22 protein-coding genes, 2 tRNA genes and 1 riboswitch are annotated in these 25,985 nt (G+C 37.5%); of the genes, 12 read left to right on the plus strand and 12 right to left on the minus strand.

Going from position 1 to position 25,985, the window contains the following annotated elements; all coding sequences use genetic code 11:
- Nucleotides 1-2 precede the first annotated feature (2 nt).
- Nucleotides 3-1,178: an acetyl-CoA C-acyltransferase gene (locus CHB68_RS05305; protein ID WP_089259845.1), complete on the minus strand. Its 1,176-nt coding sequence runs from the start codon at nt 1,176-1,178 to the stop codon at nt 3-5.
- 122 nt (nt 1,179-1,300) lie between these two features.
- Here CHB68_RS05305 and CHB68_RS05310 point away from each other — a divergent pair, with 122 nt between their 5' ends.
- From CHB68_RS05310 to CHB68_RS05320, 3 genes are all read left to right on the plus strand, one after another.
- Entirely contained in the window at nt 1,301-3,340 is a 2,040-nt protein-coding gene (locus CHB68_RS05310) for an HD family phosphohydrolase (protein WP_089259846.1), read from the plus strand.
- Nucleotides 3,341-3,451: 111 nt separating this feature from the next.
- Nucleotides 3,452-3,540, plus strand: a tRNA-Ser gene (locus CHB68_RS05315).
- A 39-nt stretch (nt 3,541-3,579) separates the two neighbouring features.
- Nucleotides 3,580-3,654 (plus strand) — tRNA-Pro (locus CHB68_RS05320).
- A gap of 546 nt (nt 3,655-4,200) precedes the next feature.
- On the opposite strand, the gene CHB68_RS05330 is transcribed toward CHB68_RS05320, so the two are convergent.
- The 5 genes from CHB68_RS05330 to CHB68_RS05345 all read right to left on the minus strand — a co-directional run bounded on the left by CHB68_RS05330 (nt 4,201) and on the right by CHB68_RS05345 (nt 7,756).
- A complete protein-coding gene (locus CHB68_RS05330; protein WP_179213145.1) occupies nt 4,201-5,268 on the minus strand; it encodes an adenylate/guanylate cyclase domain-containing protein in 1,068 nt (355 codons plus the stop codon).
- 61 nt (nt 5,269-5,329) lie between these two features.
- On the minus strand, nt 5,330-5,488 hold the full coding sequence (locus tag CHB68_RS18530) for a hypothetical protein (RefSeq protein ID WP_179213146.1): 159 nt from the start codon (nt 5,486-5,488) through the stop codon (nt 5,330-5,332).
- 91 nt (nt 5,489-5,579) lie between these two features.
- Nucleotides 5,580-6,611, minus strand: a complete 1,032-nt coding sequence (locus CHB68_RS05335) for a S1C family serine protease (protein WP_179213147.1) — start codon at nt 6,609-6,611, stop codon at nt 5,580-5,582.
- A 21-nt stretch (nt 6,612-6,632) separates the two neighbouring features.
- Nucleotides 6,633-7,331 carry an outer membrane beta-barrel protein gene (locus CHB68_RS05340; protein WP_089259850.1) on the minus strand — a complete coding sequence of 233 codons (699 nt, stop codon included), beginning with the start codon at nt 7,329-7,331 and terminating at the stop codon, nt 6,633-6,635.
- Between the two features lie 56 nt (nt 7,332-7,387).
- Entirely contained in the window at nt 7,388-7,756 is a 369-nt protein-coding gene (locus CHB68_RS05345; RefSeq protein ID WP_089259851.1) for a hypothetical protein, read from the minus strand.
- Between the two features lie 143 nt (nt 7,757-7,899).
- Here CHB68_RS05345 and CHB68_RS05350 point away from each other — a divergent pair, with 143 nt between their 5' ends.
- Nucleotides 7,900-9,006: a sensor histidine kinase gene (locus tag CHB68_RS05350; RefSeq protein ID WP_089259852.1), complete on the plus strand. Its 1,107-nt coding sequence runs from the start codon at nt 7,900-7,902 to the stop codon at nt 9,004-9,006.
- 2 nt (nt 9,007-9,008) lie between these two features.
- A complete protein-coding gene (locus CHB68_RS05355) occupies nt 9,009-9,734 on the plus strand; it encodes a LytR/AlgR family response regulator transcription factor (protein ID WP_179213148.1) in 726 nt (241 codons plus the stop codon).
- Between the two features lie 357 nt (nt 9,735-10,091).
- Here the strand turns inward: CHB68_RS05355 and pafA are convergent, their stop codons facing one another.
- From pafA to CHB68_RS05385, 6 genes are all read right to left on the minus strand, one after another.
- Nucleotides 10,092-11,732 carry an alkaline phosphatase PafA gene (gene pafA, locus CHB68_RS05360; protein ID WP_218822487.1) on the minus strand — a complete coding sequence of 547 codons (1,641 nt, stop codon included), beginning with the start codon at nt 11,730-11,732 and terminating at the stop codon, nt 10,092-10,094.
- A gap of 34 nt (nt 11,733-11,766) precedes the next feature.
- Nucleotides 11,767-13,797, minus strand: coding sequence for a phytase (locus CHB68_RS18820; protein ID WP_317043803.1), 2,031 nt, complete (start codon nt 13,795-13,797; stop codon nt 11,767-11,769).
- 18 nt (nt 13,798-13,815) lie between these two features.
- Nucleotides 13,816-14,238: a PepSY-like domain-containing protein gene (locus CHB68_RS05370; RefSeq protein WP_089259854.1), complete on the minus strand. Its 423-nt coding sequence runs from the start codon at nt 14,236-14,238 to the stop codon at nt 13,816-13,818.
- A gap of 45 nt (nt 14,239-14,283) precedes the next feature.
- On the minus strand, nt 14,284-15,528 hold the full coding sequence (locus tag CHB68_RS05375) for a sensor histidine kinase (protein WP_089259855.1): 1,245 nt from the start codon (nt 15,526-15,528) through the stop codon (nt 14,284-14,286).
- On the minus strand, nt 15,525-16,202 hold the full coding sequence (locus CHB68_RS05380; protein WP_089259856.1) for a response regulator transcription factor: 678 nt from the start codon (nt 16,200-16,202) through the stop codon (nt 15,525-15,527). The genes CHB68_RS05375 and CHB68_RS05380 overlap by 4 nt, the downstream gene beginning before the upstream one ends.
- 194 nt (nt 16,203-16,396) lie before the next feature.
- Nucleotides 16,397-19,168 (minus strand): TonB-dependent receptor, encoded by a 2,772-nt coding sequence (locus tag CHB68_RS05385; RefSeq protein ID WP_089259857.1) that lies wholly within the window; start codon nt 19,166-19,168, stop codon nt 16,397-16,399.
- 350 nt (nt 19,169-19,518) lie between these two features.
- Nucleotides 19,519-19,615, plus strand: a riboswitch (TPP riboswitch).
- A gap of 117 nt (nt 19,616-19,732) precedes the next feature.
- Between CHB68_RS05385 and thiS the strand changes: the two genes are divergently transcribed.
- The 7 genes from thiS to thiH all read left to right on the plus strand — a co-directional run bounded on the left by thiS (nt 19,733) and on the right by thiH (nt 25,848).
- Complete coding sequence (gene thiS / locus CHB68_RS05390; RefSeq protein ID WP_089259858.1) at nt 19,733-19,936, plus strand: sulfur carrier protein ThiS; 204 nt, start codon at nt 19,733-19,735, stop codon at nt 19,934-19,936.
- Nucleotides 19,937-19,965: 29 nt separating this feature from the next.
- On the plus strand, nt 19,966-21,825 hold the full coding sequence (thiC, locus tag CHB68_RS05395) for a phosphomethylpyrimidine synthase ThiC (protein ID WP_089260563.1): 1,860 nt from the start codon (nt 19,966-19,968) through the stop codon (nt 21,823-21,825).
- Nucleotides 21,826-21,969: 144 nt separating this feature from the next.
- On the plus strand, nt 21,970-22,557 hold the full coding sequence (locus CHB68_RS05400) for a thiamine phosphate synthase (protein ID WP_089259859.1): 588 nt from the start codon (nt 21,970-21,972) through the stop codon (nt 22,555-22,557).
- Entirely contained in the window at nt 22,550-23,314 is a 765-nt protein-coding gene (locus CHB68_RS05405) for a hydroxymethylpyrimidine/phosphomethylpyrimidine kinase (RefSeq protein ID WP_089259860.1), read from the plus strand. Before CHB68_RS05400 ends, CHB68_RS05405 begins: the two co-directional genes overlap by 8 nt.
- Entirely contained in the window at nt 23,311-23,964 is a 654-nt protein-coding gene (gene thiE / locus CHB68_RS05410) for a thiamine phosphate synthase (RefSeq protein ID WP_089259861.1), read from the plus strand. The genes CHB68_RS05405 and thiE overlap by 4 nt, the downstream gene beginning before the upstream one ends.
- The gene (locus tag CHB68_RS05415; protein WP_089259862.1) at nt 23,961-24,734 is read left to right on the plus strand and encodes a thiazole synthase; all 774 of its coding nucleotides are present in this window, start codon (nt 23,961-23,963) and stop codon (nt 24,732-24,734) included. The genes thiE and CHB68_RS05415 overlap by 4 nt, the downstream gene beginning before the upstream one ends.
- Entirely contained in the window at nt 24,727-25,848 is a 1,122-nt protein-coding gene (thiH, locus tag CHB68_RS05420) for a 2-iminoacetate synthase ThiH (RefSeq protein ID WP_089259863.1), read from the plus strand. Before CHB68_RS05415 ends, thiH begins: the two co-directional genes overlap by 8 nt.
- Nucleotides 25,849-25,985: the final 137 nt, after the last annotated feature.

A 25,985-nucleotide genomic window follows, 5' to 3' on the forward strand; every position in this document is an offset into this window, starting at 1 on the left:
ATTTATGCTCTTTCTATTACCATTGCCGATGCTCCACCGCCACCGTTGCAGATTGCGGCCGCACCAAGTTTTGCCTCATTTTGCTCCAACACATTGATTAAGGTAACCAATATCCTTGCTCCGGAACATCCTAGTGGATGGCCAAGTGATACAGCGCCACCATTAACATTTACCTTGTCGTCCGTTAACCCCAATAATTTCATATTGGCCAAACCTACGACGGAGAAGGCTTCGTTGAATTCAAAAAAATCAATATCGTCAATAGACACCTGTGCCTTGGTCAAGGCTTTTGGAAGCGCTTTGGCAGGAGCGGTCGTAAACCATTCCGGTTCATGGGCGGCATCCGCATATCCTTTAATACTTGCCAAGGGTTTTAAATTAAGTTCCTTGGCCTTTTCCTTGCTCATTAATACCAATGCTGCAGCACCATCGTTAATGGTAGAGGCATTGGCGGCCGTTACCGTACCATCTTTGGAAAAAGCAGGTCTTAGATTAGGTATCTTATCAATAAACACATTGCTGAATTCTTCGTCCTTTTCAACTAGTATGGGCTCACCTCTTCTTTGTGGTACAGGCACGGGTATTACTTCATTGGAGAATTTTCCATTATCCCAGGCACTGGCAGAGCGTTTATAGGATTGTATGGCATAGGCGTCCTGTTCCTCTCTTGAGAACTCATATTTTACGGCACAAGCATCTGCACATACACCCATTGCATTTTCATCATAGGCATCTACCAGTCCATCTTTTTGCATACCGTCAATTAAGGTGCCGGGCCCAAATTTTGTACCTGTTCTCATGTGTACATAGTGTGGTATCAAGCTCATATTTTCCATGCCACCGGCAACGACAATATCAGCATCTCCCAAAGCTATAGCCTGTGCGCCTTGCATAACCGCTTTCATACCGGATGCACAAACTTTGTTGATGGTGGTGCATGGTACGGTGTTAGGGATTCCAGCATAAATTGCCGCTTGTCTGGCGGGAGCTTGACCTGTACCGGCCTGCACAACGTTGCCCATAATGACCTCATTGACCAAATTGGCATCCAAGCTTATTTTCTGTAATGCGCCTTCAATTGCTAAAGCTCCCAATCTGGGAGCGGTAATGGTAGATAAACCACCCATGAAACTTCCAATTGGCGTTCTAACTGCTGAAACAATAACAACCTCTTTCATTATTCTATTTTTGTTGATTTTACGAAATTACTAAATTCTATAGCAATCCGCGGGATATCCTTTCAATTACTAGTTATCAGATTAATATTTTCTATTTTTGATGAACATAATAATATTTTCTTTTGGACAATCTATATAAAAAGCAATCGCTCATATTTAAATATATATTATATATAGTAGCGATAGCGTTTATTGTTTTCTTCTTGCCCAAGGGAGGAAAGTTCAAATATGAATTTCAGAAAGGAAAACCATGGCAGTACGATAATCTTTATGCGCCCTTTGACTTTTCCATACAAAAAACCGATGCGGAAATAGCGGAAGAAACACAGGCTATTGAGCGTAATCAGTTACCATATTATAGGTATGATCAAAATATTGTTGATGATCTACGGGCAGAATTTCAAGTAGCCTTTAATGAAACTTGGCAGGATATAGGATTAAGGAACAGTCAAAGAAATAGACTAAAAAATGTTTCGGAGGCCATATTGGATTCTATTTATACCAAAGGTATTTTACAGAATAGTGGAAAGCAGGTACAGCGTAATTTTATTTATTTAGTTAAGGAAAATGAGGCAAGAAAGGTTAGGGTAACGGATTTTTTTAAAATAAATGAAATCAATGAATTGGTAAGCAGCGTTCTGGCCCAGAACAACCTCTCATTATTTGAAAATGAAACCCAAGCCTTATTTTTTGATTTAATTACGCCAAATGTAAGTTTTGATAATAGTTTAACGAAGAAAGCAAGGGATGAGGCCCTTACCAAACTATCCTATACGAGAGGTACTGTTGACCAAGGGCGTTTAATAATAGCAAAGGGTGAAGTTGTTGAGGCGGAAAATCTAAAAATACTAGAATCATTAAAAGGGGAATATGAGTCGGAATTATGGACGGCAAATAATTATTACTACATTTTAATAGGTTATACCGTTCTGGTGGCCCTAGTGTTGATTATGCTATTTCTTTTTCTCAAAAAATATAGAAAAGAAGTATATGACAATAATACCAAGGTCACTTTTATTTTCTTTAATATGTTGCTCATGGTATTCATTACTACCATGGTAGTAAAATATAATGATGAACTGGTGTTTGTAGTGCCTTTGTGCATATTGCCATTAATTTTAAAAACATTTTTTGATGCCCGTTTAGGGCTCTTTGTCCATGTCTTGGCCGTATTGATATTGGGGTTTGTGGTGCCCAATAGTTTTGAGTATATATTTCTTCAGATAATTACCGGTATTGTAACGATTCTAACTGTTTCGGAACTATATAAAAGAGCAAATCTTTTTGTTAGTGTAGGACAGATTACCCTAATCTATATTATTGGTTATTTGGCCTTTCATACCATTCATGAAGGAGATTTAAGCGATATACAATGGTTTACATTTGGCCTTTTTCTCTTAAATGGTATGATAACCTTATTTGTACAGCCACTTATTTACATCTATGAAAAATTATTTGGCCTTGTATCCGATGTATCCTTACTTGAACTATCCGATACAAATTCTAAATTATTAAAAGAACTATCCAATAAAGCTCCTGGTACCTTTCATCATTCCTTGCAAGTTGCCAATTTGGCGGAGGCCGCAGCTAACGAGATTGGTGCAAATGCCATGTTGGTAAGGGTAGGGGCACTGTACCATGATATAGGTAAAATGAACGACCCAACATTTTTTACGGAAAATCAGATTACCAATGTAAACCCACACGATGAATTAAGCCCAAAGCATAGTGCCAAAATAATTATAGACCATGTAATAAAAGGGATAGAGTTAGCAAGGAAAAATAAAATTCCCGATCGTATTATTGATTTTATACGTTCTCACCATGGAACAACAATGGTGTATTATTTCTATAAGAAACAGAAGGATTTAAAAGGTGATGACGTCAACGAGGAAGATTTCAGGTATCCCGGTCCCTTACCTTTTTCAAGGGAAACGGCAATATTGATGATGGCGGACTCTGTAGAGGCCGCATCTAAAAGTTTAAAGGATCCAACATTTTTAATTATCGATGAATTTGTGGACAAGATAATTTCGGGCCAGATGAAGGCCAACCAATTTTTAAATGCGGATATTACTTTTAAGGAGATAGAAACCATCAAAAAAATATTCAAACAAAAGCTGACCAATATTTATCATTTACGTGTGGAATATCCTGAGTAACAGGCGGCTAATTTTATATTCAAAAAAAATAGTAAAAATAGTTGTGTAAAACCAGTTATACTTATACATTTGCATCCGCTATTTAGAGCAACAGTTCATTGAAGAATTACTGGAGAGGTGCCTGAGTGGCCGAAAGGAGCGGTTTGCTAAATCGTCGTAGGTGGAAACACTTACCCAGGGTTCGAATCCCTGTCTCTCCGCAACGATATGTTGAGAGACATATTTTTTGATAACCATTTCGGGGTGTAGCGTAGCCCGGTTATCGCGCCGCGTTTGGGACGCGGAGGTCGCAGGTTCGAATCCTGCCACCCCGACTTTAACATTTTGTTAACATTTAGAACCTGATAATCAATTGATTATCAGGTTTTTGCGTTTTAGGAATTTGTCGAAAACCGCTATTTTTGTATTAAAACCCAAGAAAAAGGTCAGCAAATCGGATAACAAATTACTTCAGTACGCCAAACGTATCGAAAATAAGGAGACTTTGAAAAGGTTCATCGGGGAAATGGGATTAGAACCTATATATTTTGATCTCCATCACTTGATTTTTGCTATTCGTATATTTAATGTTGAGAATTGGAATATATCTTAAATCGAGGTTTTGACTTTTCGATTAAAAGCGGACTTGATTAATGATTTTGACCAGAGAATGAAGCATTCATTCCCTACACAATATGATGAGGTAGGGAAGAGGATAGCCAAAATCTGGGATTGGGTCCAAGTCTTATTATATAGAAATTCTTTATTAAAAATAGAATGAAAAGAAACCACGAAGGGACATGATGAGAATAGGTCGTGATTTTACGAGGTATTCCTATAAAACGGTCGTTTAATAGTTGGTCATTAAAAAAAAAAGTAGTTTACGAAACTAAATCTCCAACTTTTTGAACTCCGAATAGCGTAAGTGTTTCATCTTTTCCTTTTAAGAAAGTATCCACGTATAGCTGACTATCATATTGTTTCTTACTATTGATTACATTCCATATCGTTTCAGAAACCAACAGTTCCTGTTGGTATTTGTAGCAAAGTGATTGAATTCTTGATGAAGTATTGATAACATCTCCATGGTACGCCAGCTCTTTTTTTATTGTTCCGATTTCGGTAAATACAATAGTTCCACCGTGGACACTAGCCTTAAATTCGGGATAAAACCCATACTTGTTGTGGTAATAGTCTTTCTTACTTTTTAATTGTTCTTTGAACTTGAAAAAAACTTCCACACAATTATTAAACTGTAACCCGCCTTTATAGGTCCATACAAGTATTGCTTCGTCACCTACATATTGGTATATGGTAGCATCGTGTTTTGATACAACTTCGTTTAGCTCAACGAATGTCTCTTGAATAAACTGGCTGTATCTGTAATCACCTAATTTTTCAGCAATAGCAGTCGATGATTTTAGGTCTAAAAACATAAATATACGGGCTAGTTTTTGTGGTTTTTTGTAGACGCCCAAGAGCATTTTAGCAAAAATACCTTTGCCGAAATTATCTTTTGCCATCTGTAAAAATGAAAACACAAAGAGTGCGACTAGAAAGTATACTAAAGAAGTTCTAAAGAATTTATTTTGGATCCACCACCATCGTTCACTGGAAAAAAATTCATTACCATCATCTAAAATAAGCGTTCTGGCCGCGGTGAGTAGCGCAACAAGGATAACAAAATATGCCAAGGACTTAATCAGGAGCTGTAACCAAAGCACCAACTTTTTTAGGAATGTTTTTTGAAAAACAAATTCAATTAAAGTAAAAAAGACACCTAGCAAAGCACCTGTATAAACTGCGGGCAAAAGAAGGTCTTTAAAGATAATATGTTGGGTTGGGCGCAACCCAAGGTTGTCGATACCATAGAATTTCAGAAATACATAAAACAGAAAAGCCAGTGTCCAATAAAGTACGGATTCAAGTATAAAGTACACGTGTTTCATTGGAAACATCATCTTGAGTTTTCTTGGGATTTTTTTTCATGAAAAATTTAATCGGCATCTCCTAAATTAAATTTTCATGCATATCATTCAAAGCTTCAATTATCGTACTACCATACCCTTTTGTTATTTCAAATTCTTCTTTGTCTACTAAAGAAACACTGTATGATTCACTAGATCGGTAAATTTTTAAAAATTTCAATTGATTTGTATTTAATTCCATTGTATGTACAATTTAAATTAATGAATGTTTTAGTTTTAGATTATATGTAGCTGTTGTCTAATTAATGAAGATGTATCCTAAATCAAAGCTCCTAGCCTTTAAAGCTAATTGTAAGCTCTTCTACCTTACCACCTCTCAATACTTTTAGCACGAATTCTTTCATTTTGTAGAAATCCGATCTATTAGCCATTGCATTATCCACTTTTTCAAAAGCTTCTTTGGTCAATGGAAATCCGTTTACCGATAGTATAATATCCCCTCCTAAAATCAAATGCTCATCTTCAATGGTAATAGTTTCAAATCCGCCTTTGATTCCGGCGAAATATGCAGGTGAAAACCGAACTACGGATTCAACCAGCAAGCCGCCATTAATGGGGACATTTAACATCCATGCCAATTCTTTATCCAGAATAAAACCATTAATACCGTTCCATCTTCTATTGCCGTTCACAACCAATTTCTTGGCTAAATTGGAAGTAGCTGCAAAACCCAACCCCTGAAAACCTCCAGATTCTGAAATGATGTAGCTTGAAATTCCGATGACCTCTCCTTGCAAGTTAAACATTGGACCACCGGAATTTCCCTGATTTATCGATGCATCCGTTTGAAAGTACTCATTGATTACAAAGCCAGAGGTCCTGGTTTTTTGCTTTTGTCTGCCACTAATGTAGCCGGAAGAAAGTGAATGTTCCAAACCATACGGAGCTCCTAAAATAATAATCTGCTCTCCTACCGAGACCTTATCCGAATCTCCCATTTTTGCCACTTTATATACCTTGGGCATCCACGATAATTTCAATAACCCTATGTCCGCAACTGGGGCCGACCTAATCACTTTAGCGGGAATTTCTTCCCCATTTAAAAATTTGACGACGACTTTTTCAGCATCATTGACGACATGGGCTGCCGTTAAGATTTCTCCATCCTCTGAAATAAGAACACCTGAACCGATACCTTCATCGACAATCATTTGATGGCTTTCTTCAAATAATCTTGATTCGGTCAGAATAGTAACAACGGATGTATTTACTTGTTTGTAAAGGGATGCTATATCTTGGGCATTGGCGATGCCTAATGTAAAAGAGAATACCACAAGAAAGATGGGCATTTTAATTGAAATCATTGACTTCATTTTATTGTTAGTTTAAAATTTATAGGCTAGTGAAAGTCCTAAATTGAATGTGATGATTTTGGGCTTGTAATTTGAAGTGATGTGCCCATTGTCAATTGTTGTGTCAACATCGGAAATTGTTACAAAACCACCGCTGAAAGTAAAAGTGGGCATTAGACAAAAGTAGTTTCCTAAGTCACGTTTAAGCCCAATACCAAATTCGTAGCCTAAACCCAAACCGGTCTCACTAGAGCGATTTACTTCAGTATTGGTGTTTTCATTCGTAGCCGTTATTGACATCTGTGGGTTAGAAACAAGCATAGGGCCCAATCCGATACGGGGATAGAGACTGAATTTTCTGCCCAAATTTATTTTGTATTCAATTCCTGTAAGAAAGGAATAGGTTTTCCAAACATCGGAACTACTAACAAAATTTGCTGCTTTATTTGTTGTTTCCAATTCTTTTACCAATGTGGTGACATCGGTATCAAAATTCTGATAACGAAAAGTTAATGTTAAATTCAGCTTTTCGCTTAAAGCACTTCCTGCATATAAATCCAACTTGTATCCGCTTTCTGCGAAACCTGCATTGGAATTGTTGCTAGCGTCATCCTTAAAATCTACTAATGGAAAACTTTTTCCATAAGAAATTCCAAGATAATAGTTGCTTTCTTGAGCAAAAACAGCGGTTGTGGTTATGTGAAAAACGATTATAAAAATATATTTTTTCATTTTAAATTAGTTTTGAAAACTTGATAAAGAAAAACTCAGATTCGGAACAAGCTTTATTATCTCGCTCGGCTCCACTGTAGATCAGCGGATATGAAGCGTGCAGTTACCTCAAGATGCAGTTTATCCCCTTCCACCTGACATTCTACATCCAACAGCCTTTCTCTTTTTTTGGAAAATATCTTTCCCGACCATTTACCTTCTTTATACTCTAAGTTGAGTACTTCGATTTCCGTGTTTCGCTCTCCCTCAGAATTTATCGGGCTGCCTATGTATCTAGTACCTTCTTTATAGATTTCTACTTTTATTTCATCTGGGGTAATCCAAACAGCAACTATCTCATTTTGTTCATCTTGCTTATCTTGTGCAAAGAAGTTAATCGATAGGACAAAAAAGGAAATTGTGATTAAGTGATTCATATTTCTCATGATTATATTTTTTGATTACGGGGCGAAACTATTTTGATAGCGGGCCAGTGGCAAAAAAAATTTACGAAATTGCTGTATAAATGAACCAAATGGATGTTGAGGGCAACTAAGCCTTTTAATTATCAAAACGAACAATTCGTACCATGAAATCATCATTTAATTCATTTGATTATGAAAAATTAGAAGATGACGCTAATATTGTTCCTATGAGCAGCGCATTGTCTAAAACGGAGCGATTTTTTAAAGTCGGCCCCTACATCCTATGGTTTGGGATACATATCTCCATCAGTTTGGTACTTGCATATCAAAGAAGTCTCGCAGATACTATTTACTATTTGGTAACCTATATATTTTTAGGGTCCTTGATTATTTGGCTTTTTGGATATAAACTCTTTCCCGAATACTTGGCAAGGGAAGGGAACATCAATCGAAGATTGGGACTGTTGATTACCACGAATATCATTCTTTTTGTTATCGGAATCTATGCGCATACCATTATGGCGGAAATATTGGGGTTAAACCAGATCAGTGACCAATACGCCCCTAAATCGGTTCGTATCGCTTTGTGGCTTTTAATGGTTTTATTAGGGATAATTTTTGTGGCCAGTATTCGAGTAGCACATGTTTATTACCTTAATGCAGTTCAAAAAGTTGAACATAAAGTGGAAAGAGCCGAGGCCGAACTGAGATTGTTAAAAAGTCAAATAAGCCCTCATTTTCTATTCAATACGTTGAATAACATCTACGGGCTTGCCTACTTGAGAGATGAAAGAGCTGCTGAAATGATTTCAAAACTATCCAAGCTGTTGCGTTATTTACTGTATGACTGCGATCGGCCCAAGGTACCTTTGGCCAAAGAAAAGGAACTGATAGAACACTATTTGAGTATACAGTTGCTTAAGCATGAAGATTCCCGCAATGTTGATTTCTATCATGCAGGAATTACGGATAACAATAAAATTGCGCCTATGATCCTTATCAATTTTATTGAAAACTGTTTTAAACACTCCGATTTGGAAACCAATCCCCGAGGTTGGATCAAGATTGGTTTGGAAGTGGAAAAAAACGAACTTAGTTTTAAGACAGAAAATACCTTCAAGGATAAAGTTAAGGAAGTTGAAAGGGATCAAATGGGAATAGGGCTTAGAAATTCATTAAAACTTTTAGAGGCCAATTACCCAGAGAAGCACGAAGTTGATATCACCAAGGAAAATAACGTCTATCAACTAGACCTAAAGATTACGTTATGAAAATGAAATGTCTAATTGTCGATGATGAACATATTGCCCGAAAGATTCTTTCGGATTATGTTGGCAAAGTCCCTGAGTTGGAACTGGTGGCTTCCTGCAGTTCTGCACTGCAAGCGCTCAACCATATTAAAAATGATCGTATAGATGTTTTGTTTCTCGATATACAAATGCCCGATCTTACGGGGCTGGACTTTCTGAAAATCTTACCGAACAGGCCAGCTACCATACTTACCACGGCCTATTCCGAGTTTGCAGTTCAGAGTTATGAACTCGATGTTGTAGACTATTTGTTAAAACCGATAGATTTCGACCGATTTTATAAAGCGGTCACCAAAGCTATTTCACTTAAAGATTCAAAAGCTGATTATCCCGTAACTGCATCACCCTCAATCTCTCCGCCTACGGACAAACTATTTATTAAAGCAGACAGTAAAATCATCAGCGTCGCATTTCAGGACATCATTGTCATTAATGGCCAAGGTCCCTATGTACAGTTAATTACCGTTCATGATCGTAAAATTATGACGTTGCAGTCAATGAGTAAATTAGAAGAAATGCTTCCTGCCAATTTTCACAGGATACATCGTTCTCACATTGTCAATATCAATCATATAGACAGTATTGATGGTTATATGGTTAGATTAAAAAATCATACGGCCATAGTGAGTAAAAACAAACGAGACGAATTTCTTAAGCTAATTGATCAGCACAATTTATTGGGGGACTGATTTAGGGATTACTTAAAAAGATAAGTGTCCCATTAAAAGAAGGTTTTCTATAACTGATATTTATTGGTAAATATCGATGTAGATAAAATTTGTTCGCCTTTAATATTATTTTTAATCAGACAAATGATATATTTACAGCATCAGAAAGTAAAGCATTTTACTTTAAGTTCATTTATAGTATCGTCAACAAATCGTTTAACAGTTAGGTTTTTAAATCCTTAACTTATTGATATGCAATATATTGAGTGGTATAGTTTTAACTTGCCACCCCGACTAAAAAAGCCACTGATTTTTCAGTGGCTTTTTTTATATCCTATTTTTAAGGTTTTAGACTTGTAGTTTAAATTTCAAAAAGGCTTATTCTTTAAAAAGCTCTTGAATAACTTCTCCTGTAGTGGCATTTGGGAATTTCAAGCCCAACATAAGTGTTAAGGTGGGTGAGATGTCGGTAATACTTTTACGTTTTGTACTCGACCCTTTTGGAATATTACTGCCATACCAAAGCATAGGCACATGGGTGTCATAGGTGTATCCGCTACCGTGTCCGGTTCCGTATTCCCTAAAAGAACTCCAAGCTGCGTTAAATAATATTACAACGTCCCCTGAGCGCTGTATATGGTATCCTCTCTGTACCATTCCTTTTTCATCTGTAGTATATTCAAATCTTTCTAAATCCGGTCTTAGCATAACTTCAAAAACACCCGGTACTTTCATCAACTCATTTTTACATACATTTAATACCGCATTAAAATCCAGCTTTTTTGAATCTATAAGTTCTCTATTTAAAAACAATTGATCACCTGATATAGCCTCAATCATTCCATCAAGATTATAAAGGGATTTAAGCTTGTTTTGAACTTGAGCCATAACCGCTTCAGGATGATACGTTCCGGTAGGTATTTTCTGTTCTTCAAGGTATACGCTCACATCTGAAGCCGCATGATCTGCCGTTAAAAACAGCGTGTAATTGCCTTTGCCAACTTTGCTATCTAGTTGTTCTAATATAAGCGCCAAGTCTTGGTCTAAACGTAAATAGGTGTCTTGCACTTCAATGGAGTAGGGACCAAAAGCATGGCCAATCTTATCGGTACTTGAAAAGCTTACGGCTAAAAAATCCGTTTCATCACCCTGTCCTAAATTTTCATGTTCAATGGCTTCAATAGCTAGTTCGGCAACAATTGTATTTCCGTAAGGAGTTTCTGGAAGTATCTCGTAACGTTCCTTATTCGATAAGGATTTATACGCGTAAGGAAATTTTGAATCCTTTTTGTGTGCAAATACCGTTTCATACACCTGTTGGTCTTTTGTGCTTTCTTTGTATTGTTCAATAGGTAAAAGCGTATTCCAATCTGTTTTTAGGTGCTTATTTACCTTATTTTCTTTATTGAATTTTTGCATCCAATCGGGTAGGGTTTCCATGTAATAAGTACTGCTAATAAAATTACCATTACTGTCATCATACCAATAGGCAGCATCTGCCATATGGCCTGCTGGCAGGATAGCACCTCTATCTTTAAGGGATATACCAATGACTTTAGAACGACCCTGACTTGAAAGTTGCAACTCGTCAGTAATTGTGGTGGCCAACATTTTATGCGGGGATCGTTCCCCGTTATCTGAAGTACTTCCTATTGTTCTTACGTTACCATCAAAAACACAGTTTTCATCTTTTTTTATATCCTTGTGGTACCAACTATTACTAATGATTCCATGAAATTTAGGAGTTGTTCCGGTATATACCGAAGCATGACCAGGAGCCGTTTTGGTAGGGATATAATTATAATGGGCGTTCTTAAAAACATAACCATCATTCATAATTCTTTTAAAACCTTTGTCGCCAAATTTGTCTTGAAATCTGGTGAGGTATTCTGCCCTCATTTGATCCACAATAATGCCAACAACTAGCTTTGGCTTTTCCGCTTTTCCATCTTGCATGTACCCATTAAAGGATATTGCCAGTATTGCTAGAAGTAAAAAAGGTTTTAATTGAAGTTTCATTTAGGTAGTGTTTCAAGTTATATATTCATATACTCTATTCGGGCATAATGTCGCGCCAGTCGTAAATATGAAATGTTTTATCCGTAGACATACCAACGAACATACCTTTTGGAAACTCTTCGTTTATAGCAACGGAAGTAACATCAGACCCATCACTTTCTAGGGTTAAAAGTTCTACGGATTTTAGTAATACGTGTTTGTTAGGAGCGTCTTTAGCGCCTTCTCTAGGGTAGATGTTAAACGTATTTCGTTGTTGGTCGGAAATAAGAATATATCCAGTTCCATCATCATTTTTATAAATACTGATACCCTCTATATCACGGCCAAAATCTTTAGTACCGAACAAGGCTAATTCTTCGTCTCCCTTTTTCGGGTCGGCATAATATTTTCTAACCCCATAAGCTTCATCAGAATAATAAATATATCCCAATTCATTATCGACGGCGATGGCTTCAATTTCTTTAACACCGCTATAGTTTCCGAAATCTCTAACCTTGGTAATCATGGCTGTACCTTTTGGTGAACTATGAATTTTATACTGCGATAAATACCCAGTGGCAGGCCCTGTTTTTGGACCAACAATAGCATAAATTTCTTTGGTCTTTTGGTCGGTGTAGAGCGCTATCCCCATTGGGTCACTAATTTCCCTATCCGTGAATACAGGAAGTCCTCCTCCATCAATAGGTTTCATGTCTGGTAGTGAAAATATTCTCAATTGATTATTACTTCTCTCGGTGGTAACGGCAATGTCTACAAAATTTCCGTGTAACTTAAAGTCATATGCGATATCAACGTTGTTGGGGCGTTGTAAATCTAGTACGCATTTTTCTTTAATAATTTTCCCCTGTAAATCAAAGGCATATAATCCGCCACCATCTTCTTTATCCGTGCCAATAATGAAACTGTTGGATGGGTCTTTTTTGTCAATCCATATAGCAGGATCATCGGTATCGAATACTACTTTTTCCGTAATGTATTTTGGATGGATGGCATTCTTTGTGTGCTGAGGTAAACCATCGGGAGCAATTAATAGGTCTTCACCTGCAATGTCTTCCCAGCTATAGAAATGGAAAGTTTTATCATCAGACATGGCCACAAAAAGTCCTTTTGGAAAAAGTGTTCCCAATGACGCATTGGTAACTTCAGAACCATCACTTTCATTGGTCATCAAGTCAATCACTTTTACAACTTGATGGTCATGTGGGTTGTCATTAGTGCCTTCACGAGAAAAAAGATGAAATTTATTTGCTTGTTGGTCAGATACAATGATATACCCTGTACCTAAATCGGTCTGATAAATGCTTAAGCCTTCATGGTCTTCGGTGAAATTTTGAGTTGCGAATAAGGCTAGTTCCTCATTTCCTTTATCGGCATCCGCATAATATTTTCTTACGCCAATACCTTCGTCAGAATAGTAAACATAACCTAATTCATCATCAACAACAATAGCCTCTATTTCATTTTTACCACTATATTTTCCGAATTCTCGAATCTTTTTACCGGTAATATTTCCTTGTAAATCACCTTCCAATTTATATTGCCAAATGTAACCATCGGTAGGTCCGGATTTTCGTCCAACAAAAGCAAACACTTGGTCATCAGCATCTTTGTATAGCCCTACACCCATAGGGGCTCTTAATTCTTCGCCTTCAAAAACAGGTATTCCGCCATTATCAATAGGTGTCATTTCTGGCACTCTAAAGATTCGTATTTTATTGGTTAACCTTTCTGTGGTGACGGCAATGGAGAATTCTTCTTCACCCATTTCAAACTCTTCAATATCAACATTATTAGGGCGTTTAAGGCCTTTTACGGTTTTGCTTTCAATTATTTTTCCGTTTAAATCATATACATATAGACCGCCATCTTCATTTTTATCTGTTCCTATAATCAAACTTTCTTCAGGGTTGTCCTCATTGATCCATATGGCCGGATCATCTGTATCATGTGGTGTTTGTTCTGTAATAATTTTAGGTCGTAGCGCATTTTCACTATGTTGAACAGCTTGCTTACAACTTTGAAAAAGGATAATGGTTAATATAAAAAGGGGTCTAAGATTCATCATATGGTTTTTGCAGTTGCTTTAAATTTTCTTTCTTAAAATTTTTCCTTCCTGATCAAAAAGGATATCATAGGTTTTACCATCTTTTTCCAAATCAACTTCATAGAGTATTTTACCCGCTCTGGTCGCTACCAATTCTATATCCAGAATTTCATATTCTCCCATCTTGGTTCGTAGCGTTTGTAAAACTTTGTGGGGTAGTTCATCTACTGCTATTTCTGTTTCTGTCTCTAACCATTGACCTTGTTCATCAAAATAGGAGCTTGTATGTTTGGCCGATAAAAAATAGTCGACCTGGTAAATATTATTTTCTACAGTCCAAAGTACATCCTCTGCTTCAGGAACCTTATCCATAAATGATTTTTGCACATGTTTGGGTATGGTTACCTGTTTGCATGTAATAACAAGAATGCATACGATGATGATAAAAATTGATTTTTTCATTTTCTTGGTCGTAAAACTATATGTTAATTCTGTAGAGAATCTGTTTTAGAATAAAAGTCGGAATTTATGGGTGTCGTTCACGTATTCATAGGATAACTTAATGTTATGAAGACGACAAATTTTTGTAATGATGGAAAGGCCAAGACCTAAAGAATTACTTTCCGATTTCTTAAAACGTTGAAACAGTTCAGGGTTTATTGGGCCATTTTTGGCGGTATTGTAAAAACCTATTTCTCCGGCTTTTGTACTAATTTCTATATGACCGCCGGCATTATTGTGGTTTATGGCATTTTTAATAAAGTTGGAAAATAGGACCACCACCAGTTCTGGATTGATATCGTGTAAGATTTCATGCTTAACCTCTTGGTTTAGAGTCAAATTTTTTAAGGAAATCATTTCTTGAAAATGCGCTATTTGGGATATCAGGATTTGAGTTAGGTTTACATTTTTTTCTACTTGATATGCCCCTGATTCAATTTTGGTCAATAGCGTTAGACCCTTGTTTACTTTGGATAGGCGAAGACAGTTATTATATATTGCCATAATAGATTTGGTCTGATCATTATTAAGATCGTTCTGCTGCAATAGTTTTTCGCATCTTCTACGAATTATGGCCAAAGGTGTTTGTATTTCGTGCGCTACATTTTCAGTAAATTCCTTTAGGTTTATATAATCATACTTAATTTTGGCGGTCATTGCCAAAATAATGTCGTTAAGTTGATTAAACTCTTGCGTACTGGTTTTATTGAGCAAGATAGGACTGGTACTTCCCAGTTCATAATTGTTTAATGTACGTAAGGTTTCCTTGAATGGAAGCCAAACTTTTCGTGAAATCAACAGATTACTAACGATTAAAAAGGCCAACAGACCCAAGAAAACAGAAAATAGAGAAAGTAATACTTGCTTGACCAGGGTGTTGGGTTGTATTAGCGACCTAAAAATGGAGATGTCATAATAATTGTTTCCAATTCTTCTGGTAACCCGCAACATTCTGTATTTGTGAAAATTGTCATCAATGATATCATATCTAGTGGTATCCTTAAAACAGGGCTTGTCCAAAAAAGCCTTTGAATTTGTTTTTTCAATGACCTGTTCATAGTTGTTGAGAGATTCCAACGGAATGTCATTTACTATTTGAGTTGTTACTATTTCTTCACTATTTATGAGGAGATTGTTGATTTCTTGATCAAGAATATTATTAAAATCATAAACGATAATAAATCCCGCAGCTATGAAAAATAGAAGCGAGGCAATTACATAATAAAGGGTGGTCTTGATTAATAGTTTCACTCCTTTTGAAATTTATAGCCTATACCATAGACGGTCTTTAAATAATCCTTATCACCAGATTTAATGATTTTTTTTCTGAGATTTTTTATGTGGGTGTAAATAAAATCAAAAGAATCAAAACTATCCGTATTGTCTCCCCAAAGGTGTTCTACAATAGATTCTTTGGTGATGACCCTGTTTTCGTTACTGATAAAAAAGATGAGTAGCTGATATTCTTTTTGGGTAAGGTCTATCAATTTTTGGTTTATGTGTACTTCTTGAGAATCCGTATTAATGCTTATGGTATCAAAAACTACCATGTTGCTACCTTTAAAATGTTTTCTCCTAATAATGGATTTTATACGTGCATTGAGTTCGTTGTAGTCAAAGGGTTTGGCCAAATAATCGTCTGCACCAAGATTTAATCCGCTCACTTTATCCTCAATGGCATCATATGCGCTTAAAATTAAAACACCGGCATTATTGTCTACTGTTCTTAACGATTTTAAAACCTCCAGACCTGATCCGTCCGGTAAGCCTATATCCAATATAATGGCATCATAATTATACATATATATTTTTTCTTGGGCTTCGGCAACCGTTGTAGCACTTTCGCATAGAAAATGGTCTTTCTTGAAAAAATCCATTAAATCTTCCAATAGTTCGCTCTCGTCCTCTATGATCAGCAGTTTCATAACTCACATTTTAAGGCCATATATATTATTTGTAGCCTATGGATATTCCAAGATACTTAAAGTGATTAAACTAGTTGTTGAAAAAAATATTAAGACCTTATGTCCATAGTATGATGTCTTTTTATAAAATAGCTTGTTATAACCCTGTATTCGTAATTTAAAGGCTTATAGAATCGTCAAGAATTCTATTTTAATCAAAAATTAAAGCGTAACCCTAATCTGCCCCAACTACCATAACGCTGACGTTCACGGGGCGTGGCAATGGTATTGTATAGTTCAATTTGGTTTTCATCATTAATATTTACCAACTCTATATATGCCGTCATTCTTTTTTTGGCAAAAGACTGGCTCATGGTAAAATCAATTTGCATACGGTCATCTATCCTTACTAAATCGCTACCATCAAATTCACTAGTAAAAGCACCATTATAGTTGAAGGAAAGTCGCGCATCAAATCCTTTATTATTATAGCCCAATGCAGCATTACCAACATGTTTAGCTTGACCAGGTAAATCTATTTCGGTAATCTCGTCATCCTCGGAGAAATTTTCGACTTCAGCTTTAGAATTGGTGTACGAGTAATTTGCATAAATAACAAACCCACTTAAAAAGCCAGGTAAGAAACTTAATTTCTGTTGATAGGCCAGTTCAAAACCAATTAGATTGGCCGTATTACCGTTAACCGATTGCGTTACTTCTACATTTGGTATTCCCCTATACTCCCTATCCGTAGTCTGTTGGTAGATAAAGTTATCCAACTTTTTATAAAACACACCGGCACTTACCAGACCTACGGTACCAAAATAGTGCTCCGCAAAAATATCAAGATTTACTGCTTCTACAGGTACCAAATCCGGATTAAATATTTCTGCTTCCAAATCTGCGGAATTAAATACGGCGCCTTGGGCTAAGGCTTGAAAATTTGGTCTTGAATAACTCTGTGTTGCAGATGCCCTTAATATGGTATTTTCGTTAACATTATACTTGAGGTGAAGCATGGGTAGTAAAAAATTATAGTCGTTTTCTCCATTTACAGCAATAGCCTCACCGGCTTCCTCATCAAATATGCCGGAATCATAGGTAAAACGTGTAGCTTCATATCGTAGCCCACCAAGAACCATTAGCTTTTTAAAATTGATTTTACCCATGGCATAGGCGGCATAAACATTTTCGGAAGCAATATATTCTTGGGATACGGTTTCTTCAATGGCTTTTTCCGTATCAGATTCAAAATCACCTAAATTGGCATTTACAAAGGTATCTATCGCATTTAACGATATAAAGTTGCCCAAAGGGGTGTTGAAGCTACCGTCCATAAATCCTATGGCATTGAAATTATCTGAAAAGCTATTACTGTCCAACGTAAGGTCTTGGTCTCCGTCATATTCAAGTAGTTCAAAGTTCCTTACGGTATATTGTTTTTCCTTTAGCCTAATTTTACCTCCAAATTTAAATTCTCCTGTATTTTCAGAAATGGTAAAGGGCATAATGATGTTAGATTTTAAGGTTATATTCTCATCTTCTGCAAGTGTGCTTTCCTTTTCATATTCCTTAAACTCGAGCAGGCTTAAATTGGTCAGGGGGTCGGCTTCGGCACCAATGCCGTTTAAACTCACCAATTTAGGGTTTAATCTGTCCGTTACGTTGAACGCAAAAGGGGAGCCTTCGTTTTCAAACACCACTTGGTCGTTACGGGGGGTATCTTGCCAGGCTTTGGAATAGGAAACTTCATAGTCAAAAATTAAACCCGGGGTAACCGTGCTGCCACCTAAATTAAGGCTAAGAACACCTTGGTTTTCTGGTCTGTCCTTTAATTCTTTGGTGTATGCATATTCTATTTCACCATCTTCCTCCTCTGCCTGGAACGTAGCCCTTCTACGCACTTCATATTCCCTCAACTCACTGAATAGGCCTCTTAGGTATAAATTGGTATTTTGTCCTTTAAAGTCCAATGTGGAGCTTGCCCCGTATCTGTTACGGTCTATAGTGTAATCTGCAATTTCCAGTAGTTCTATATCATTGGAGCCTACGTCTCCCCAGCCATCAAATTCATAGCGATCATTTTCTTTCTTACTACCTGCATAACTACCGCTTAGAATAAAACCGAATTTACCATCCTCAGAGCGCTTACTAATATTGACACTGCCTTGTCCTACAGTTTTATCGGATGCGTTATTATATTCCATTGCGGCAGAACCGTTTATGGAAAGTTCTCTTTTGGTGGCGGTTGGTGTATTGAGGTTGACGGAACCACCAATGGCGTCGCCATCCATATCCGGTGTAATGGATTTGCTCACTTCCAATGAGGACAATTGGTTAGAGGGTATGGCGTCCAATGCAACAAATCTAGATTCACCCTCAGGGGAAGGAATCTGTTCACCATTGATGCTAATGTTCGTAAATTGCGGAGCCAGTCCGCGAACCAGTACAAAACGGCCGTCACCCTCATCGCGTTGTAAATTTACGCCAGAGACCCGTTGTAAGGATTCTGCGGAATTTTGATCGGGAAATTTACCCATTTGATCCGCAGAGACAATACTCTTTAGATTGTCCGCTGCCTTTTGCTGGTTCAGCGCCCTTTGTTGACCTTCAAGAGAACCGGTTACGACAACATCATCTAATTGTGTTGCTTGGGGAACCAATTCCACATTAATAATTTTTACTTCACCTGCATTTACCTGCACATTGATTTTTTTTGTTTCATTGCCCAAGTAACTTATCTCTATTTCAAAAGTTCCTTCAGATACGAAAAGGGTATATTGACCATCAAAGTTTGCCGTAGTTCCATTGGTTGTACCGGAGATTATTACATTGGCTCCCGGTAACGGACTTTTTAGTTCAGCATCTCTAATAGTACCTTTAACGATAGCTTTTTCTTGGGCACTGGCACAAAGGATGGTAAACAGGCTCAATAGCGTAAACAAGACCGTATTGTATGGCCTAATGACCAATTGATGTTTTTTCATTTTGATTGGTTCTTGGTTTATTATTTAGGATATACCTCAAACCTAAAGGGGAAATCTGTAGGAAATCTGTAGAAATTTGGTATTTAAAATTAAGATTATTCATTTTTTAAGGTGAAAATTTTTCAAATTCGCTTTTTAAAAAGGTTTTTAAAATTATATCCTTTTTTGTTTAAGAGAATATATTAGTTGATTTCTGCAATTTCAGTTATTGTACAATGAAGAAAAACTGGACTTTTTATTTAAAAAGTTTTAAGTTATTTACATCAATAGTAAAAACAATTATTGATCTTAATAGAAATTTTAAAACATTTTATCTTCATAATCATTAAAATTTTTATATAACTTTATACCGTAAACTTTAGGGGTGTTCTATTGATTTAGGACTGAGAAAAACCCTTTGAACCTGATTTGGTTAGTACCAACGAAGGGAAAAGTTGAAAAACGCATTGCAATATGTGTTTACGCATCTTTTTATGATAGTGGTGGATCTCTGCGCCACAAAATGTCAATTCAAAAGCTTCTCAACATCCTTATTGGTTACAGCATATTTAAAATATACTGTATATGATAACGATTTGGGTCAACGAGGAACGATTAGAATTTGAGGAAGGCACTTCTATTCTTCATTTACTTCAGCATTTAGACTCTCCAAAGACCGGTATTGCTGTAGCAATACAGAACGCCATTGTACCTAAAAATTTATGGGAATCCACAATATTGTCCAATGACGACAATATACTGATAATTCAGGCCACGCAAGGAGGATGACCTATCCTGAACTAAAAAACACATTTCAAATGAAAAATAAAGACACCGCACCAAAAGAAGGTAAAATTACCAGGCAACCCTTTCCTAACTCAAAAAAGATTTATGTAAAGGGTCGTATACATCCACAGATAAAAGTGGCTATGCGAGAAATAGCGCTTAGTGATACCAAGCATTCTGTTACGGGAAAGGTTACGACCAATGAACCTGTAACCGTTTATGATACTTCTGGGCCATATACAGACCCCAATAAGGTCATCAATGTCCATGAAGGTATAGAGCGTATTAAGGAACCATGGATTCTAGATCGTGGAGATGTAGAGCGCTTGCCCGGTTTTACCTCTAAATATTGTAATGAGCGCTTAAATGATAGCAGTTTGGATCATATGCGTTTTTCATTATTAAAAAAACCGCTACGTGCCAAAAAAGGTAAGAACGTAACGCAACTGCATTATGCCAAAATGGGTATCATTACTCCAGAAATGGAATATATTGCTATTCGTGAAAATCAGCGTATAGATGAAATGACCCAAATTAGAAAGCAACATCCAGGGGAGCATTTTGGAGCCTCTATTCCAGCTAAGATCACACCGGAGTTTGTAAGGGAAGAAGTAGCCAGGGGTCGTGCGGTAATACCGTCCAACATTAATCATCCAGAGGCGGAACCTATGATTTTGGGTAGAAATTTTTTGGTCAAGATCAATGCCAATATTGGAAATTCCGCCACAACATCATCAATAGAGGAAGAAGTGGAAAAAGCGGTCTGGGCCTGCCGTTGGGGGGCAGATAATATTATGGACCTCTCCACGGGGCAAAATATCCACGAAACCCGGGAGTGGATTATAAGAAACTCACCGGTGCCCGTTGGCACGGTGCCCATTTACCAAGCATTGGAAAAAGTAAATGGTGTTGCAGAAGATTTAACATGGGAAATTTTTAGGGATACCCTAATAGAGCAGGCAGAGCAGGGCGTGGATTATTTCACCATACATGCCGGGGTATTGTTGCGCTATGTGCCCATGACCGCAAATCGTGTAACGGGCATTGTCTCCCGTGGCGGGTCGATCATGGCTAAATGGTGTTTGGCACATCATAAAGAGAGTTTTTTATACACACATTTTGAAGATATTTGCGAGATATTAAAGCAGTATGACGTAGCTTTTTCATTAGGTGACGGACTACGGCCCGGTTCTATTGCAGATGCAAATGATGAAGCACAATTTGCCGAATTGGAGACCTTGGGAGAGCTCACACAGATTGCCCGTAAACATGAGGTACAGTGTTTTATAGAAGGACCTGGGCATGTACCCATGCATATGATCAAAGAGAATATGGAAAAGCAGATAGAAGTCTGTGATGAAGCACCATTTTATACCTTAGGACCATTGACAACAGATATTGCACCAGGTTACGATCATATTACATCGGGTATCGGTGCCGCCATGATCGGTTGGTACGGCTGCGCCATGTTGTGCTATGTAACGCCAAAAGAACATTTAGGATTGCCAAATAAGGAAGATGTTCGCGTTGGCGTGGTGACCTATAAACTTGCGGCCCATGCGGCAGATTTGGCTAAAGGGCATCCTGGGGCGCAGCATCGTGACAATGCCTTGAGTATGGCTCGTTTTGAATTTCGTTGGCGCGATCAGTTCAATTTAGGTTTAGATCCGGAACGCGCATTGGAATATCATGATGAGACCTTGCCGGCAGACGGTGCCAAAATTGCCCATTTCTGCTCTATGTGCGGACCAAAATTCTGCTCCATGAAGATTTCCCAGGAAGTGAGGGATTTTGCCGCGGAAAATGATATTGTGGACAATGAAATCATGCAAAAGGGCATGAAGGAAAAATCAGAAGAATTCAAGCAAAACGGATCAGAAGTGTATTTGTAAAATGTGTAGGTAGTTCCCGCACTTGTAAAAGTGCGGTCGGGCTTTCAGCTGTATCTTTTTTTGAAATAAAAAAAGGATGCCGCTTCAATCCCTAACTTAAATGATACTAGTGCCTAAAACAGAATTTTATATAAACCATAATAAATGATAGTAGTTATAGCCCCGGAGCATGATATGGAACATGAATTGAACATTCTTCACCAATTGTTTGATGAAGGGTTGCACTATTTTCATTTGCGTAAGCCCCATAAAAGTTTAAAGGACCACCGAGCTTATTTAAATGAATTGGATGTCAAATATCATAATAGGGTAGTGGTACACTTGTACCACGAACTGGTAAATGAATTTGACTTAAAGGGAATTCATTTTCAAGAACAACACAGAATAAACCATATTGACAATCCTGGGCGCTATTTTAAAAACCTTGAGATGTATGGCAAGTCCATTAGTAGCTCATTTCATGAACCGGAAGTATTGGGCAATTGTTATTTTGAATTCGATTATCATTTATTGAGTCCTGTTTTTTCGTCTATCTCAAAACCGGGGTATAAAGGTCGTGGGTTTGATGTAAACCATATTAATAAAACAATCATTGGTATGGGTGGTGTTTCAATTGAAAATATAGAAGAGTTCAAAACTTTAGGTTTTAAAGGAGTTGGAGTGTTAGGTGGTATCTGGAACAGCAATGAACCTGTTGAAGCTTTTAAAAAAATGAAACAATATTTTGAATAATTTAAAATACATACTTTCTATTGCAGGTCACGACCCTAGTGGTGGTGCCGGTATTACGTCAGATATAAAAACATTTGATGCGCACGGATTATATGGCCTTTCGGTTTGTACGGCCATAACGGTGCAAAATGAGAATGATTTTAAGGAATGTAGTTGGGTGCCCGTCACATCTGTTTTGGCTCAGATAGAAGTTTTATTTGAACAATATACCATCGACATCGTCAAAATAGGGCTTGTAGAATCTTGGCCTGCAATGCTCCGTATTGTAAATACATTACACGCAATACATCCCAAGGTCAAAATTGTCTTGGACCCAATATTAAAAGCAAGCTCAGGGTTTGATTTTCACAATGGCGAAGGACAAAATGTATTGGATGAAATATGGAGTAAATGTTACATCGTTACCCCTAATTATGATGAGATTAAGTGTTTGTATCCGCAAATGACTATTGAAGAGACACTTGAGCATATGGCCAATTATACCAACATCTATTTAAAAGGTGGACACCGAGCGGATAAAAAGGGGTATGACGAGTTGTATTATAGTCAAATTGTTATGGTGAACATACCTCCCTTTTTAAGTGAGGTATTGGAAAAACATGGTAGTGGATGCGTGTTGTCATCTGCACTTGCCAGTAATTTGGCGCTTGATATTGGTTTGGAGGATGCCGCTAGGAACGCTAAAAAATATACGGAGGAATATTTAAATTCCCACCCCTCTTTGTTGGGGTTACACAAAAAAATAATTACAGAATGATACCGAAATTGCATTATATATCGCAAGGTAGAACAGTAGACGAGCATTTATCGAACATTCAAAATGCCTGTAGTAGTGGCATTGAATTGGTGCAGTTGCGATTAAAGAAATTTAAAGAACCTGCCGTTTTAAAAGCAGCAGAACAAGCACGGGAAATTACTGGTCGTTTCCAAACCCGGTTGATTATTAACGATTATTATAAAGTAGCCAAAGAGGTAAAAGCTGATGGAGTTCATTTAGGACAGAACGATACCTGTCCAAAAGCGGCCCGTAAACATTTATATTCTTGGCAAATAATCGGTGGTACGGCCAATACATTGGAACAGGCACAAGAATTAATTGCTAAAAAAGTAGATTATATTGGTATGGGGCCGTTTAGATTCACATTGACCAAAGCAAATTTGAGTCCCGTATTGGGTGTTGATGGTTATGCTACAATCATAAAAAAGCTGAACACGGAAACACCAATTATTGCCATTGGCGGCATAACGTTGGAGGACGTTCCGGATATCTTAAAGACCGGGGTGTACGGCATAGCGGCATCGGGAGGAATAACCAAGGATTTTAATAACATAGCACACTTTAAAAAATTACTGGATGGTAATGTACAGGAACAGGTTTGGACTGCCTTTAAACATGAAAATAAATGAAAGATAAGTTAACAATTGCCGGTAAATCGTTTATGTCAAGATTGTTTACCGGTACGGGAAAATTTAAAAGCTCGGAAAATATGCGGCAGGCCATTATTGCTTCTAAAAGTGAACTGGTAACCGTTGCGTTAAAGCGGGTAGAGGTCCATAATTCTTCAGATGATATATTGGTACATTTAAGGGATAATCACATTAATCTTTTACCAAATACATCTGGAGTAAGATCGGCCAAAGAGGCTGTTTTTGCAGCTCAATTGGCACGGGAAGCTTTGGAAACAAATTGGGTAAAGTTAGAAATTCATCCGGATCCAAAATACCTATTGCCAGATCCTGTAGAAACCTTAAGGGCCGCTGAAGAACTTGTAGCGTTGGGCTTTGTGGTTATGCCCTATATACACGCAGACCCCGTGTTGTGCAAACGCCTGGAAGAAGTTGGTGTACAGTGCGTAATGCCATTGGGAGCACCTATTGGCAGTAATAAGGGAATTATGACCAAAGATTTTTTGGAGATCATCATTGAGCAAAGCAATGTACCGGTTATCGTTGATGCAGGTATTGGCGCTCCGTCCCATGCGGCCTTTGCCATGGAGCTGGGTGCAGATGCTGTTCTGGTTAATACGGCAATTGCCGTTTCTGACGATCCAGTAGCTATGGGAATGGCATTCGCAAAGGCCGTAGAGGCGGGGAGAATGGCTTACTTGGCAAAATTGGCACCTATTCAGGAACATGCTGCTGCAAGCAGCCCGCTAACTTCTTTTTTGCATGAATAGTTTTAAGGAAACTTTTGAAAGGTATGATTGGCATACGCTGGAAAAGGAAATTTATGGCTGTACCTCATTAGATGTGGAACGTGTGTTGGCAAAGGAAAAGATTACGTTATCGGATTTTAAAACTTTGATTTCCCCTGCGGCCAAACCATATTTGGAACAAATGGCACAGCGAAGTAGCGCATTGACCAAAAAACGTTTTGGGAAAACCATGCAAATGTATATACCCTTGTATCTTTCCAATGAGTGCCAAAATATATGTACCTACTGTGGGTTCAGTATGATCAATAACATTAAACGAAAAACCCTAACGGATAAGGAGATTTTGGATGAGGTGGCCTATATAAAAAAATTGGGTTACGATCATATTCTATTGGTAACGGGAGAAGCCAACAGAACGGTAGGTGTAGCATATTTAAAAAATGCCATAGCCTTAATTCGTAAACATTTTTCTAATATTAGTATAGAGGTACAGCCATTGGACCAAGAAGAATATGAAACCTTGATCGCGGAAGGACTATATGCAGTTTTGGTATATCAGGAAACCTATCATAAGGCAACATATAGGACCCACCATCCAAAAGGTAAAAAATCAAATTTTGATTATAGATTGTTAACACCGGACCGTTTGGGTAGGGCGGGCATTCATAAAATTGGGTTAGGTGCTTTGTTCGGCTTGGAAGATTGGCGGGTAGATAGTTTTTATACGGCGTTACATTTAAAATATTTGCAAAGAACATATTGGAAAACCAAGTATTCCATCTCCTTTCCACGGCTACGTCCGCACCAAGGAGATGTGGAGCCCAAGGTAGCAATGACAGATGCGGATTTGGTCCAGTTAATTTGTGCCTATCGTCTGTTGGACGAAGATGTGGAATTATCTATGTCCACTAGGGAGAGTAAAGTGTTTAGGGATAATATTATTAACCTGGGTATTACATCCATTAGTGCGGAATCAAAAACCAATCCAGGTGGCTATGCGGTTGCCCCTGAATCTTTGGAACAGTTTGAAATATCTGACGAGCGCAGCACAGTGGAAATCACTGAAATGATCCAATCCCAAGGATATGAAGTCGTTTGGAAAGATTGGGATAGAAGTTATTTGGTTTCGGAATAAGAGGTAGCGTTATATATTTCATCATGTTAGCGAAACCTTATTGAACGTTTTAAGGTAATACAGTTCACTCAAACGGATAAAATGTTAAAATTTTTATTTCGTTAAACCTTTTCAAATATTGGAAGTCATACAATGTA

This window comes from Maribacter sedimenticola, assembly GCF_900188415.1.
Taxonomy (GTDB): domain Bacteria; phylum Bacteroidota; class Bacteroidia; order Flavobacteriales; family Flavobacteriaceae; genus Maribacter; species Maribacter sedimenticola.

What these genes read in the sequence shown, in the direction of transcription:
- CHB68_RS05305 (WP_089259845.1), bottom strand. Translation starts at nt 1,178, where the DNA reads ATGAAAGAGGTTGTTATTGTTTCAGCAGTTAGAACGCCAATTGGAAGT.
- CHB68_RS05330 (WP_179213145.1), bottom strand. Translation starts at nt 5,268, where the DNA reads ATGAAACACGTGTACTTTATACTTGAATCCGTACTTTATTGGACACTG.
- CHB68_RS18530 (WP_179213146.1), bottom strand. Translation starts at nt 5,488, where the DNA reads ATGGAATTAAATACAAATCAATTGAAATTTTTAAAAATTTACCGATCT.
- CHB68_RS05335 (WP_179213147.1), bottom strand. Translation starts at nt 6,611, where the DNA reads ATGATTTCAATTAAAATGCCCATCTTTCTTGTGGTATTCTCTTTTACA.
- CHB68_RS05340 (WP_089259850.1), bottom strand. Translation starts at nt 7,331, where the DNA reads ATGAAAAAATATATTTTTATAATCGTTTTTCACATAACCACAACCGCT.
- CHB68_RS05345 (WP_089259851.1), bottom strand. Translation starts at nt 7,756, where the DNA reads ATGAGAAATATGAATCACTTAATCACAATTTCCTTTTTTGTCCTATCG.
- CHB68_RS05350 (WP_089259852.1), top strand. Translation starts at nt 7,900, where the DNA reads ATGAAATCATCATTTAATTCATTTGATTATGAAAAATTAGAAGATGAC.
- CHB68_RS05355 (WP_179213148.1), top strand. Translation starts at nt 9,009, where the DNA reads ATGAAATGTCTAATTGTCGATGATGAACATATTGCCCGAAAGATTCTT.
- pafA (WP_218822487.1), bottom strand. Translation starts at nt 11,732, where the DNA reads ATGAAACTTCAATTAAAACCTTTTTTACTTCTAGCAATACTGGCAATA.
- CHB68_RS18820 (WP_317043803.1), bottom strand. Translation starts at nt 13,797, where the DNA reads ATGATGAATCTTAGACCCCTTTTTATATTAACCATTATCCTTTTTCAA.
- CHB68_RS05370 (WP_089259854.1), bottom strand. Translation starts at nt 14,238, where the DNA reads ATGAAAAAATCAATTTTTATCATCATCGTATGCATTCTTGTTATTACA.
- CHB68_RS05380 (WP_089259856.1), bottom strand. Translation starts at nt 16,202, where the DNA reads ATGAAACTGCTGATCATAGAGGACGAGAGCGAACTATTGGAAGATTTA.
- CHB68_RS05385 (WP_089259857.1), bottom strand. Translation starts at nt 19,168, where the DNA reads ATGAAAAAACATCAATTGGTCATTAGGCCATACAATACGGTCTTGTTT.
- thiS (WP_089259858.1), top strand. Translation starts at nt 19,733, where the DNA reads ATGATAACGATTTGGGTCAACGAGGAACGATTAGAATTTGAGGAAGGC.
- thiC (WP_089260563.1), top strand. Translation starts at nt 19,966, where the DNA reads ATGAAAAATAAAGACACCGCACCAAAAGAAGGTAAAATTACCAGGCAA.
- CHB68_RS05400 (WP_089259859.1), top strand. Translation starts at nt 21,970, where the DNA reads ATGATAGTAGTTATAGCCCCGGAGCATGATATGGAACATGAATTGAAC.
- thiE (WP_089259861.1), top strand. Translation starts at nt 23,311, where the DNA reads ATGATACCGAAATTGCATTATATATCGCAAGGTAGAACAGTAGACGAG.
- CHB68_RS05415 (WP_089259862.1), top strand. Translation starts at nt 23,961, where the DNA reads ATGAAAGATAAGTTAACAATTGCCGGTAAATCGTTTATGTCAAGATTG.
- thiH (WP_089259863.1), top strand. Translation starts at nt 24,727, where the DNA reads ATGAATAGTTTTAAGGAAACTTTTGAAAGGTATGATTGGCATACGCTG.